General features: G+C 38.2%; 10 protein-coding genes. 9 read left to right on the top strand and 1 reads right to left on the bottom strand.

Features of this window, described 5'->3' with window-relative positions:
• The first annotated feature begins 125 nt into the window (after positions 1 to 125).
• On the top strand, positions 126 to 1223 hold the full coding sequence (locus CKW03_RS17965) for an acyltransferase family protein (RefSeq protein WP_186811866.1): 1098 nt from the start codon (positions 126 to 128) through the stop codon (positions 1221 to 1223).
• A gap of 80 nt (positions 1224 to 1303) precedes the next feature.
• On the opposite strand, the gene CKW03_RS20605 is transcribed toward CKW03_RS17965, so the two are convergent.
• Positions 1304 to 1465, bottom strand: coding sequence for a hypothetical protein (locus CKW03_RS20605; protein WP_169919020.1), 162 nt, complete (start codon positions 1463 to 1465; stop codon positions 1304 to 1306).
• Positions 1466 to 1825: 360 nt separating this feature from the next.
• On the opposite strand from CKW03_RS20605, the gene CKW03_RS17960 reads away from it, so the two are divergent.
• From CKW03_RS17960 to CKW03_RS17925, 8 genes are read left to right on the top strand one after another with little or no spacing between them, the layout of a single operon-like run.
• Entirely contained in the window at positions 1826 to 3472 is a 1647-nt protein-coding gene (locus tag CKW03_RS17960) for a ribulokinase (protein ID WP_093099209.1), read from the top strand.
• Positions 3465 to 4157 carry an L-ribulose-5-phosphate 4-epimerase gene (locus tag CKW03_RS17955; RefSeq protein ID WP_093099207.1) on the top strand — a complete coding sequence of 231 codons (693 nt, stop codon included), beginning with the start codon at positions 3465 to 3467 and terminating at the stop codon, positions 4155 to 4157. Before CKW03_RS17960 ends, CKW03_RS17955 begins: the two co-directional genes overlap by 8 nt.
• Positions 4158 to 4185: 28 nt before the next feature.
• Positions 4186 to 5682 (top strand): L-arabinose isomerase, encoded by a 1497-nt coding sequence (gene araA, locus CKW03_RS17950; protein ID WP_093099679.1) that lies wholly within the window; start codon positions 4186 to 4188, stop codon positions 5680 to 5682.
• A 31-nt stretch (positions 5683 to 5713) separates the two neighbouring features.
• Positions 5714 to 7411 carry a sodium:solute symporter family transporter gene (locus CKW03_RS17945; protein ID WP_093099205.1) on the top strand — a complete coding sequence of 566 codons (1698 nt, stop codon included), beginning with the start codon at positions 5714 to 5716 and terminating at the stop codon, positions 7409 to 7411.
• Positions 7412 to 7430: 19 nt separating this feature from the next.
• On the top strand, positions 7431 to 9380 hold the full coding sequence (locus tag CKW03_RS17940) for a glycoside hydrolase family 97 protein (protein ID WP_093099203.1): 1950 nt from the start codon (positions 7431 to 7433) through the stop codon (positions 9378 to 9380).
• 18 nt (positions 9381 to 9398) lie between these two features.
• Positions 9399 to 9611 carry a DUF3823 domain-containing protein gene (locus CKW03_RS17935; protein ID WP_093099201.1) on the top strand — a complete coding sequence of 71 codons (213 nt, stop codon included), beginning with the start codon at positions 9399 to 9401 and terminating at the stop codon, positions 9609 to 9611.
• Positions 9612 to 9647: 36 nt separating this feature from the next.
• Positions 9648 to 11579: a glycoside hydrolase family 43 protein gene (locus CKW03_RS17930; protein ID WP_093099199.1), complete on the top strand. Its 1932-nt coding sequence runs from the start codon at positions 9648 to 9650 to the stop codon at positions 11577 to 11579.
• 12 nt (positions 11580 to 11591) lie between these two features.
• Positions 11592 to 14096 carry a glycoside hydrolase family 2 TIM barrel-domain containing protein gene (locus tag CKW03_RS17925; RefSeq protein ID WP_093099198.1) on the top strand — a complete coding sequence of 835 codons (2505 nt, stop codon included), beginning with the start codon at positions 11592 to 11594 and terminating at the stop codon, positions 14094 to 14096.
• The last annotated feature ends 76 nt before the right edge of the window (positions 14097 to 14172 follow it).

Genomic DNA, 14172 nt, shown 5'->3' with positions numbered 1-14172 from the left:
TGACTTGTGTGTCTAACAGCTCCTTATGAATAATTTTCTCTTAGGTCTCACCTATGAGGATTAATAAAAAACGTGAATCAGGTTTAACAATGCTAAATAATAAGCTGTCGAAAATAATCGACACAATGAGATTGCCCTTGATTTTTATGGTGGTTATTGCTCATTTAGTCCCTTTTACTCTTCCAGAAGTAAGTTTTGGTCTCAGTGGTAATAATATTTATACATTGATATCTGAATTATTCTCGCATCATGTTGCAAAATTGTCTGTGAGATGTTATTTCTTAATATCTGGTTATTATTTTTTTACTCATTATTCAGGAGATTTAAAATCCTTTTTGAAAAGGCAATACAAGAGCAGATTAAAAACTTTAGTTATTCCCTACCTGATTTGGAACATCATTACGGTGATTGCAATTCTTTCTAAGAATAAGATATTCGTTTTTATGGGATTGCAATATGATGAAATCTACCCTGGAATTATGAGTTCTAATCTATATAAGATATTATGGGAGGGTCCAGTGAATTTTCCTTTGTGGTTTATCAGGGATTTAATTTGCATGGTTCTGATCTCACCAATAATATTATATTTTATCAGATATTTTAAGCTCTTTGGAGTAATTCTACTAGGAGCTCTTTATGTATTTGTCATTGAACCTCCAGTCATTGGTTTTAGCATGATCGCAATATTCTTTTTTAGTCTGGGAGCTTATTTCTCTTTAGAAAAGCAAGATTTATTGAAGTTATTTGAAAAGATTAAGCTGATTTCATTTTTATTGATGCTGGTGTTTTTATTCCTTGCTTTAAAAAATAATGGAAATGAAAATCATGAATTTTATGTAAGAATATTTATTTTATTTGGTGTTATTTCAATTTTTAATCTCTTTTCGTTTTTAAATAATAGATATGTAATGATGAATAAATTGACAGGTTTTAGTTCCTTGTCTTTTTTTATTTATGTTATTCATGAAATATATATAATAAATTGGTTAAAAGGATTCTTTTTTAATTTGCCAAGCTATGAGTTGCTTTGGGTTAGATTTTTAGTTTATGTATCAATTCCAATTATCTGTATGGCTATTTGTTCGATGTTATACTTTTTGTTGATGAGAATTATACCTAAAATTTTTGTTTTTAGTCTTGGAGGTCGCTTGCACAATTATCAAAAAATTATCGATAAGAAGGCAGGTAAAGTCAATAACTTGGAAAAAATAACAGTGGGTTAGCTAAATCTGGAAAAATAAAAAAGCGACAGGTCATTGTCGCTTTTTTATTGATGCAATTTCAAAATTTTCCTCAAGAGAATTTACCAATCGATATTTCTATTGTCGTCATCTTCTTGAATCCATTGTTCTTCCATGAAACCATTTTGATTCCGAGGGTCAACTCTAGCCGAACCTGCTGCAATTCCTTCTTCGGTATATATTAAAGTAACCTCAACCTTAGGTTGCTTATATTCCTTTTTCATTTTAATTGTTTTAATAGCTGTGTGTATTCTATTATCACTAACAAATAGTTGGGTGACTATTGTATAGTGTACAAATTTAATGCTATTGAACTTTCTCTTAAGTTGATTTTAGCTATTAAGTTTTAATTGTAGTGTATGGTCTACACTTATCACGTGATATTTTATCCCATTTAGTTAAATCAATTATTAAGAATTTACAAAATCTCATTAGCAATAAAATATTTTGAATAATTAAGTGTTAAAATGACGTTAATTAAAATTTTTACATATATTGCATTACGAAATGTGAAAATTTCATGAATCAACCATCTGGTTTGATCGATTATAAACTATCTAATTTACCAACAACAGAAATTCAAAATGCGAGGAAATTATGTCATAGGGATAGATTTCGGTACAGATTCCGTCCGCTCTATTTTGGTTAATGCTAATAGTGGAGAGGAAGTCTCTTCCGATGTGTTTTACTATCCAAGGTGGGCCAAAGGGCTTAACAATAATCCTGGAAAGAATCAATTTAGGCAACATCCCTTAGATTATATCGAAGGGATCAGCTCAACCATTAAGAGATGCCTAGAAAAGGCAGGTCCTGAAGTTGCTTCGGAAGTAGTCGCTATTTCTGTAGATACAACTGGGTCCACTCCAATTGCAGTCAATAAGGATGGCGTTCCGCTTTCTTTATTACCAGAATTCGCTGAAAACCCTAATGCGATGTTTATCCTTTGGAAGGACCACACCGCTGTGGCCGAGGCAAAAGAGATAAACAACCATGCAGAAAAGTATGAAAATAACTACTTGAAATATGTTGGAGGGGTATATTCTTCAGAATGGTTCTGGTCTAAAATATTGCATATTTCTCGTGTAGATGAGGTTGTTAGAAGCCATGCCTATACTTGGATCGAGCATTGTGATTGGGTTCCATTCCTTTTGACTGGAGGGAATTCTGCTGATGAGATCAAGAGAGGGGTCTGTGCCGCAGGGCACAAAGGGCTTTGGGCAGAAGAATATCAGGGTTATCCCCCGAATGAGTTTTTTGAGGAATTGGATCCCATATTGAAAGGACATGTCGAGAAGTTAGGAGCTGAAACAGTTTGTTCATCTGAATCTGTTGGTACTTTATCAGAGGAATGGGCTGAAAAATTAGGGCTTAGCACGCAAGTAAAAGTTGGGGCTGGTGCTTTTGATTGTCATATGGGAGCCGTAGGAGGTGAAATTGAACCTTATTTCTTGAGTAAGGTAATGGGGACATCGACCTGTGATATCTTGGTAGTACCTGGTGAACTTGATTTTACTGTTGAAGGGATATGCGGGCAAGTGAATGGTTCGGTCATTCCAAAAATGACAGGCTTAGAAGCAGGGCAATCTGCTTTTGGAGATGCTTATGCTTGGTTCAAAGATCTATTGATGTGGCCATTGATAGAAATTTTTGGAAAAGACAATGAACAAGTGAAGCTTGCGGAAAAGAAGATTATCCCAATGCTTAGCGAAAAGGCGAGTTTGATTACGCCAGCCCTTTCCCAACCTTTGGCAATTGACTGGTTAAACGGCAGAAGAACTCCTTACGCCAATCAAAATCTGAAATCTGCATTCTTTGATTTGAATCTATCCACTGATGTGATTTTATTGTTTCGTGCAGTGGTAGAATCCACCTGTTTTGGAGCAAAGAAAATTGTGGAATGCTTTGTTGATCAGCAAATTCCAGTGAAAGGAATAATCGCTTTGGGTGGAGTAGCGAAGAAATCTCCATTCGTTATGCAAATGATGGCCGATATCATCAACATGCCAATTAAAGTTCATAAATCTGAACAAACTTGTGCATTAGGAGCTGCCATGTTTGCCGCAGTGGTAGGAGGCATCTATCAAACCGTAGAAGAAGCGATGGAGAAAATGGGACAAGGATTTGATGTGGAATACCAACCTAATCCTGATTTTGCTCCTATCTATGCAGAACGATATAAAAAATATAGCCAACTATCTGATTTACTAGAAAATAACCTATACCATGTATAACAGAATTAAACAGGAAGCATACGATGCAAACATGGAATTACCCAAACTGGGCTTGGTTCTATTTACATTTGGTAATGTTAGTGTCGTAGATAGGGAAAATAAAGTCTTTGCTATCAAGCCAAGCGGTGTGCCATACGAAGACCTAAAACCTTCAGATATGGTCATAGTCGACTTTGATTCAAACATAATTGAAGGCGATCTTCGACCATCTTCAGATACCAAAACCCATGCAGTTCTTTATAAAGAATGGGAAGGCATTGGGTCAATTGTTCACACGCATTCCACCTATGGAACCGCATGGGCGCAAAGCAATAGAGACATTCCAATTTATGGAACAACCCATGCAGACCATCTTACAAAGGACATTCCATGTGCTCCGCCGATGCACGATGACATGATAAAGGGGAATTACGAATATCAAACTGGATATCAGATTGTTGATCATTTCAGGGATTGCCATTTAGATTATAAGGAAGTGGAAATGATGTTGGTGGGTAATCATGCGCCATTCTGTTGGGGAAAGGACGGGAAAAAAGCAGTTTACAATGCCGCGGTATTGGAGTATGTAGCAAAGATGGCCTTCTTAACCGAACAGATTAACCCTGAAGTGCATCGGATGAAAGATTCATTAATTAACAAGCATTATGAAAGAAAGCATGGAAAAGATGCTTACTATGGACAATAAATCATCAATAACCCTAAAAAATAATTACATGTCTACCTTAAAAAATTTAGAAGTTTGGTTCATAACTGGAAGTCAAGATTTGTACGGAGAAGAAACCCTAAAACAAGCCGCAAATCATTCCAAAGAAATAGCAGCCTACTTTAATGATCATTCAAATATACCGGTTAAAGTAGTTTTTAAGCCAATTGTTAGGAATTCTGAGGAAATCTTCGCTACAATTTCTGAAGCGAATACCGAGAAGGATTGTATCGGAATCATCACCTGGATGCATACATTTTCACCTGCAAAAATGTGGATTCGAGGTCTGCAAGCCTTGCAAAAACCGCTTTTGCATTTACATACGCAATACAATCGTGATATCCCTTGGGATGCGATTGATATGGATTTCATGAACCTTAATCAAAGTGCTCATGGCGATAGAGAATTTGGTTTCATTGTATCTAGAATGCGTATTGGTAGAAAAGTCGTTACAGGTCATTGGCAAGATGAAGAGGTTATTTCGCAAATCAATGTTTGGTGCAGGGCGGCTGCAGCATGGCATGATTGGCAAGGAGCTAAATTTGTCCGTTTTGGAGATAATATGCGATATGTTGCCGTAACGGAAGGTGATAAAGTGGAGGCCGAGATTAAATTCGGATTCTCCGTGAATACACATGGAATTGGGGATTTGGTCGCTGAAATTGATCAGGTATCCGAGAGTGCAGTTAATGATCTTGTAAAAGAATATGAGCAGTCCTATATTCTTGCTGAGGATGTTATGGAAAATGGTATAAACAGAAAACAAGTCGTGGAGGCCGCAAGAATTGAACTTGGATTACGATCATTTTTAGAAAAAGGAAATTACAAAGGTTTTACAGATACTTTTGAAGATTTGCATGGCATGGTACAATTGCCAGGTTTGGCTGTACAACGTTTGATGCAGGATGGATATGGTTTCGCTGGTGAAGGTGACTGGAAAACTCCTGCAATGGTAAGGGCATGTAAAGTGATGGCAACGGGTTATGAGGGGGCAAATGCTTTCATGGAAGATTATACTTACCATTTCGATCCAAAGAATGAAATGGTCCTGGGTTCACATATGTTGGAAGTAGATGCTTCTTTAGCTGCAGAAAAACCGAGGTTGGAGGTTCACCCATTAGGAATTGGAGGCAAATCCGATCCAGCTCGTTTAGTATTTAATTCCAAAGGCGGAAAAGCCTTGAATGCTGCCCTTGTGGACATGGGCGATCGTTTCAGATTGGTTGTAAATACAGTAAAAGGAGTGGAAATCAAAGAAAATCTTCCAAATCTGCCTGTAGCTCGTGTATTATGGCAGCCGGAACCAGATATGAAGACAGCCTGTACGGCTTGGATTTACGCAGGAGGGGCCCACCATACTGTTTACAGCCAGAATTTAACGACAGAATACTTGGCAGATTTTTCCAGAATAGCTGGATTAGAATTAATCGTAATTGATGAGTCAACCAATCTCAAAGATTTTGAAAATAACTTAAAATGGAGTGAGGCGTTTTTCAAACTTCAATAATCAACAATAACCAAAAATAAACCTTAAAATCATGGAAAAATTCGCTACAATTGACTACGTCATATTCTTGATTTACTTCATCGTAGTCTCAGGTTATGGATATTGGATTTATAGAAGGCAGAAGTCAGCAAGTGAAAGCAGTAAAGATTATTTCTTAGCAGAAGGTTCCTTGACTTGGTGGGCTATTGGGGCCAGCTTAATTGCCTCCAATATCTCCGCAGAACAATTTATCGGCATGAGTGGGAACGGCTTTACGGTAGGTATTGCAGTTGCTGCCTATGAGTGGATTGCTGCCATAGCGTTGATTATTGTTGCGGTATGGTTTATTCCGGTCTATCTGAAGAATAAAATATTTACCATGCCCCAGTTCTTGAAGCAGCGGTACAATGAAACAACAGCCCTTATCATGGCCATCTTCTGGCTATTCCTCTATGTATTCGTCAATCTGACCTCCATTTTATACTTAGGAGCATTAGCGATCAGCAATTTAGGCGGTGGTGAGAATTTCCATATCATTATGCTTGCACTTGCGGTGTTTTCAGTAATTATCACTCTAGGAGGCATGAAAGTTATTGGATTCACGGATGTGATCCAAGTTGTAGTTTTAATTATTGGAGGCTTGGCAACCACTTATGTGGCATTAACCTTGGTGTCCGATCATTTTGGCTTAGGAAAGGATGCCTTAGCGGGCTTTAAACAATTGATGGTGGATTCTCCCAAGCATTTTAACTTGATTGTGGATAAACCTACAGAACAGAGCACGCAAGAGGAAATCAATAAGTACCTCATGTTACCGGGTATAGGCATGTACCTTGCGGGAATATGGATTGTCAATCTAAATTATTGGGGTTGTAATCAATATATAACGCAACGCGCTTTGGGAGCAGATTTAAAGACTGCGAGGACAGGTATCTTATTTGCAGGATTCTTGAAATTACTGATGCCTATCATCGTGATGCTTCCTGGGATTGCAGCCTATGTACTCTATAAAAATGGAGCATTACAAGAAGAGATGGCTCCAGGAGGGAATTTCAATGCTGACAATGCCTACTCGGCAATCTTAGGATTCCTTCCTAATGGCATGAAAGGTCTTTCCTTGGCAGCTCTTACAGCGGCAATTGTGGCCTCATTGGCTGGAAAGGCTAATAGTATTGCGACCATCTTTACCATGGATATTTACAATAAATACATGGATAAGAATGCCTCAGAAAAGAAATTGATTAAAGTAGGTAAGATCACAATTGTTGTCTCCATCATTGTTTCATTATTATTTACCTGGGATGATCTTTTAGGAATAGGAGGCGCAGGTGGATTTACCTTTATACAAAAATATACAGGCTTTATCTCTCCAGGAGTTTTCGCCATGTTCTTATTGGGAATGTTTTGGAAAAGAACAACCGGTTCGGCGGCTATTGCAGGTTTGATTACTGGATTCGTTTTGTCTGTGGTTTTCAACAACTATGCACCAGCATGGTTCGGCCATGAAACCTTCCTATATACAGCATATCCAAACGCACAAGGTAACTATGAAATACCTTTCCAGATCTGTATGGGACTAGCTTTCCTATTTACCATGATTGTGATGGTTTCCATCAGTTTATTGGGACCTAAAATTAATCCTAAAGGTTTGGAGCTGGACAGAAGAATGTTCAAGCTAGAGCCTTCTGTAACCGTTATGGTGGTAGTTACTATCCTTCTTGTAGGAGCTTTATACGTTAAGTTTTGGTAAACTAAAAAATTAAATCATTATGCTATCGTTATTTTCAAATACCAAGTTCTGGGTCCTGAGTTTATTTCTTTCCATTTTTAGTTTAAGTGAAACTAAGGCACAATCACAACTAGAAAGTCCAGATGGAAGGATTAAAGTTGAAATCCAATTGAATGAGAAAGGAGAACCCTCCTATGCTGTTAAATTTGAAAATAAGGTAGTTTTAGAAAGTTCAAAATTGGGATTGATGGTAGGCGATGAATCTTTTTCTTCTGGCTTATCACTTGTAAATAATTCCAAAGTAAATACAATTAATAAATCTTATGAGAGCATAAATGCCAAACGAAGGCTCAATGAATATCAAGCAAATGAGCAGTTGATCAGTTATGTTAATAAACAAAAACATAAGTTCAATATCCGCTTCCAAGTTTCCAATGATGGTTTGGCCTTTCGATACGAAATCCCCCAAATAGATCGTGAAAAAAGGTTGCTGAAAGCAGAAAGAAGTTCCTTTAAGTTTCCTAAGACTGCAATTGCATGGTTACAGCCCATGGCTATTGCAAAATCTGGCTGGGAGCAGACAAACCCATCCTATGAGGAACATTATTATCAGGAAATAAAAGTAGGTTCCCCTGAACCTACACATACCGGTTGGGTATACCCGGCACTTTTTAAAGTTGGAGATACTTATGCCCTAATTTCCGAATCTGGTTTGGAACCAAATCATGCTGCCAGCAGGTTAGACCCTAAGTCCGAAAATGCAGAGTATAAGATTGCCTATGCAGGGATTAAGGAAACCATTATGAATAAAGAATTGGAAACAGTAGTTGAAGGCGATTTCCACAGTCCATGGCGTTTAATTGCCGTAGGGACATTGGGCACTATAGTGGAGTCCACATTGGGTTTAGACCTTGTAGATCCTACGATAAAGTTAGACCAAAGTTTTATTAAGCCTGGGAAGTCTTCCTGGAGCTGGATTAATAGCAAAGACGAGTATATCATTTATGATGAGCAGAAGAAATATATTGATTTTGCTGCTGATATGAATTGGCAATATTGTTTGATCGATGTGAATTGGGATAGAAATATTGGCTATGAAAAAATTCAGGAATTGGCCGATTACGCCAAAGGGAAGAATGTAGGTTTGATTTTGTGGTATAACTCTGCTGGAGATTGGAATACTGTGGGCTATACCCCCAAAAATAAATTATTAACCTCTGAAGCTCGAAGAAAGGAGTTTGCAAAACTTCAAGAAATGGGAATCAAAGGAGTGAAAATTGATTTTTTCGGTGGTGATGGAAAATCAGTCATTGCTTATTACCACGAGATCCTTCGCGATGCTGCAGAGCACAAACTATTAGTGAATTTCCATGGAGCTACCTTGCCAAGAGGCTGGTCAAAAATGTACCCTCACCTAATGACGGTCGAGGCAGTGCGTGGTTTTGAAACCGTGACATTTACTCAGGACGATGCCGATAGGCAGGCCGAGATTTGTGCCACATTGCCATTTACTAGGAATGTTTTCGATCCTATGGATTATACCCCCATGAATCTTTATAAAGTTAGCTCGAATGTAAAGAGAAAAACTACTTCTTCCTTTGAGCTGGCGACTTCTATTTTGTTTTTGTCGGGCATCCAGCATTTTGCAGAATCTCCAGAAGGAATGACTCATGTACCAGAATTTATTAAACAGTTCCTACGCGATTTACCGGTAAATTGGGATGATGTCAAATTCATCCAAGGTTACCCGGGAAAAGAAGTTGTGATTGCAAGGAAATCAGGGAATAAATGGTATGTGGCTGGTATAAACGGTGAAAACAAAGAAAAGCAGATCACAGTAGACCTTTCTGGCTTGGCTACCAAGGGAAAGGTAAAACTCATTACCGATGGCAATAATAATGCTGAGTTTAGAACACAAGAGTTTGATGTGAAAGATCAAAAAACTATATCATTGAAACCTAATGATGGATTTCTTATGGTATTGGACTAACCATCAAGTTCCCTTTATATGAGTGGTAGAGCCATATTGGATCAGGTGGACAATCAGTTTAATACTGACCTGAACGCTGCAAAGATCAAATTGGGTGCTGCAAACACTTATACCGTTGATATCCCAGAAAATCTTGCCAAATTGGATGGGGTATTTGTAAGAGTGGGACTGAAGTCAAACTCTTCAGGTGAATATAGTTACTCACAGGCACAAAAACTCTCAGCAAATTAAAATAAATTATAAATAACTAAACACAAAGACCTTAAAATGCAACTTAACCGTATTTATTATTTTCTCACACTGTTACTATGTACAGCAGCATTTTCTAGCAGCATGGCCCAACCCTATAAATCGGGCCCTGATGAAAAAGATTTTGTTTCTTATCTTTTTACATATTTCAAAGGAAATGCTGTGCAAGATGAAGCAGTATGTTATGCGATAAGTACGGATGGGTATAATTTCAAGGCTTTAAATAATAATAATCCCATTCTGGATTCCGACAAGATCAGTTCTACTGGAGGTGTCCGCGATCCCCATATTTTAAGAGGTGAAGAGGGTAAGTTCTATATGGTGCTGACCGATATGACATCCTCCAAAGGCTGGGATTCGAATAGAGCGTTGGTTCTGCTCCAATCTGATGATTTAATTAATTGGAAGCATTCCATTATCAACATTCAAAAAAGATTTCAGGGCCATGAAGACCTGAAAAGAGTTTGGGCCCCCCAGGCAATTTTCGATTCTTCTGTTGGAAAATATATGGTTTATTGGTCAATGCAACATGCTAATGGCCCTGATATTATCTATTATGCCTACGTGAATTCCGATTTTACTGATTTTGAGGACGAACCTAAGATTTTGTTCACACCCAAAAACAAAAAGTCTTGTATTGATGGTGACATCATCAATAAGAATGGTTTATACTATATGTTCTATAAAACGGAAGGCCATGGAAATGGAATTAAGTTGGCAATCACAGATTCCTTGACTTCAGGGAAATGGATTGAACAACCGGGATACAAGCAACAGACTCGAGATGCGGTAGAGGGGTCTAGCATATTTAAGATGAACCATTCTGACAAGTACATCCTGATGTATGATGTATATGGAAAGGGCAAATATCAATTCTGCGAAACTTGTGATTTGGATGAATTTAAAGTTATTGATCATAATATCACTATGGATTTCCACCCAAGACACGGAACCATTATACCGATCTCAAGGGATGAGCTGGTTAATCTTACCACAAAATGGGGTGTTCCCTCTGGGATTGAAATACCAAAGGCCGTAAATCCGGTTCTCAAAGGATTTTACGCAGATCCAGATGTGCTCTATTCCAACAAGACCAAAAAGTATTATATCTATCCAACAAGTGATGGTTTTGATGGTTGGGGTGGGTATTATTTTAAAACCTTTTCATCTGATAACTTAAAAGATTGGAAAGATGAAGGAGTCATCCTTGACTTAAAGAAGGATGTTTCATGGGCGGATCGGAATGCTTGGGCTCCAACAATAACTGAGAAAAAGATAAAAGGACAATACAAATACTTTTACTACTTCACAGCAGCACAAAAGATTGGTGTCGCTACTTCGGATAATCCAACCGGACCATTTAAGGATTCTGGAAAACCATTAATTGATTTTAAACCTGAAGGAGTAAAAGGTGGGCAAGAGATCGATCCAGCTGTATTTAATGATCCGAAATCTGGAAAGAGCTATTTATACTGGGGGAATGGCTATTTAGCTGTTGCTGAGCTCAATAAGGATATGGTTTCTATCAAAAGAGAAACCCTAAAACTGATGACACCATCGGATGGAACCTTTAGAGAAGGCATTTATGTAATTTATAGAAATGGAACCTATTATTTCCTTTGGTCTGAAGATGATACGCGGAGCGAGAATTATAGGGTAAGATATGGTACCTCCAAATCTCCTTTTGGACCGATCGACATTAAACCCAATAATTTGATCCTCGCGAAAGATTCAGCCCAAGGAATTTATGGAACAGGACATAATTCTGTCCTGCAGATACCAGGCAAAGACGAATGGTATATAGTGTATCACCGCTTCAACTATCCTAAAGGAATTCACATGGGCGATGCAGCGGGCTTCAACCGAGAGGTGTGTATAGAAAGGATGTATTTTGATGAAGAAGGGAATATCAAGCCTGTTAAACCGACTCATCAAGGAATTAATGATTAATAGTTAGAAATCATGAATCAAGGAAAGCCTTTATTAATTATTTTTCTACTGTATTCGATTGCTCTTTTCCAGACAACTGATTTGATTGCACAACCTGGCTTTGGGAAAGCTGAAAAAATTAACAGCGATTGGTTCTTTTCACTCCAAAAGGATAAAAAGATCGATGAAAACAGTAATCGTGATAAATCTTGGAAGGAAGTTCGGATCCCGCATGATTGGACAATAAAGCAAGCCCTTAGCCCTACATTGGCTAGTGCGTCAGGTTATCTTCCTGGTGGTATTGGCTGGTACCAAAAAGAAATTGAAATTCCGGCTGATAAAGATGCTGAACAGGTGTTTTTGTATTTTGAAGGGATTTATAACCGAAGCGAGGTATTTGTCAATGGTAAATCAGTTGGCAAAAGACCAAATGGTTATATTTCTTTTTCCTACGATATCAGTCCATTTATTAAATATGGTGAACGGAATGTAATCTCAGTAAAGGTTGACCATAGTAAAGATGCAGATTCTAGGTGGTATACCGGTTCAGGTATTTATCGGGATGTCTGGTTGGTTTATGCCAATAAAGTGCGGTTAGACCAATGGGGCGTTTATGCTTTCCCAGAACTCCAGAATGGAAAATCTGAACTGAAAGTTCAAGTTGGATTAGTAAACGAAACGGACAAGTTGGAGAACCTTTCCATAGAAACGGAATTGTTTGATCCTCAAGGAAATTCGGTATCAAAAAAAGTTTCCAAAACTAAATTAGGAGCCTCCGAAAAGAAAGAAGTTTCGGTTCAATTAGCAGTCAAAAATCCTGAGCTCTGGACTTTGGAGACTCCAAATCAATATATCCTGAAAACGAAAGTATTAGCGGGGAATAAAGTTCTTGATCAGTCTGAAATTAAGACCGGTTTCCGAAAGTTAACTTTTGATCCCAATAAGGGTTTTGCTTTAAATGATCGATGGATGAAAGTGAAAGGGGTGTGTATTCACCATGATGCTGGAGTCCTAGGTTCTGAGTTTTATCCAGAAGTGTGGAGAAGGAGACTGATGACACTTAAAGAGATTGGTGTTAATGCTATCCGCACTAGCCACAACCCTCAAGCCAGTTCATTATATGCTCTTTGCGATGAATTGGGAATATTGGTCCTCAATGAAGCTTATGATGAATGGGAGTTCCCAAAAAGAAAATGGTTGGAAGGTTGGAACGAGGGCGTTCCTGGATTTCAGAGTTCAACGGATTTCTTTGGGGAATGGGGCGAGAAAGATTTAATAGATATGGTAAAGAGGGATAGAAATCATATTTCGATTTTTGCATGGAGCATCGGTAATGAAGTCGATTATCCTAATGACCCTTATTCTCATCCTATCTTGGATGGCAAAAAGGAGGGAGGATTCACTCAAGCCATATATGGCGGTTATAAAAAGGATGCCCCAGGTGCAAACCGCTTAGGTGCTATAGCCAAGAAATTGGCGGCTGCAGTCCGATTATATGATAAAAGCAGACCAGTAACCGCTGGATTAGCTGGTGTCGCCATGTCCAATGAAACGGAATATCCAGACGCACTTGATATTGCAGGATATAACTATACTGAGGGTAAGTATAAAGAAGACCATGTTACCTACCCTAACCGCGTAATCTATGGCAGTGAAAACCGACATGACCTAGAAGCTTGGAAAGCCGTACAAGACAATGACTTTATTTTCGGACAGTTTTTATGGACTGGGATAGATTACCTAGGGGAGTCAAGGAAATGGCCATCCAGAGGGTTTTATTCGGGACTAATGGACTTTGCGGGTTTTATTAAACCTAGGGGATACTTTCGCCAATCTTTATGGGCTGAAAAACCAATGGCTTATCTTGGGACGTATCCTATTCGCCAAAATGAAGATGGATTGGACAAATGGACTGCCCAAGAGAATAAATATCTGCCAAATCCAGCAGGAGCGCCCTGGATGGATGCTCTTCCGAATTGGAATTATAAGGAAGGCCAACTCATACGAGTTGTTGGCTACAGCAACGCCCCGAATGCCTTACTACTATTAAATGGTGAACAAATAGGGTCGATAAAAACTTACGATACTAAAACAGGCATCTATTTCTGGGATGTTCCTTTTAAGGAAGGTAAATTGGAGATTGTTGGATTAGATAAGGATGGAAATAGGATTTCACATGCTGAGATCAAAACAATTGGACCAGCAAAAAGAATAAAAATCATAGGTCCTGATCTTATTGAAATCAATAAAAATGATGGAATAGCACAGGTCGTCCTACAAATTCGAGATCAGGAAGGAAATGATGCTTTTCTTGCCGAAAATGAAATTACCTGCCATATTCTTGGTGATGTTCGATTATTGGGGATGGAAGCGGGGAATAATACGGATATGGCCGACTATACAGATAATAGACAGCGCGTATTCCATGGGAAAATGATTGTTTATTTACAGGCTAAACCGGAATCAACAAACTCGGCATTTGTTAAGTTTTCCTCTGCCTGGTTGGATGCAGCTGAGCTTGAAATTAAATTTAAATAAGCAGATCTTTCAAAATCGGACTGCCCCTTAATGTTTCTAAATTTTGGGGCAATCATTCAAGTAAAGCTATTAATTC

The sequence above is a fragment of the Sphingobacterium mizutaii genome, assembly GCF_900187125.1.
In the GTDB taxonomy this organism is placed as follows: domain Bacteria; phylum Bacteroidota; class Bacteroidia; order Sphingobacteriales; family Sphingobacteriaceae; genus Sphingobacterium; species Sphingobacterium mizutaii.
Note: the sequence above shows the minus strand (reverse complement) of the source record. Positions and strands in the feature narration are given on the sequence as shown.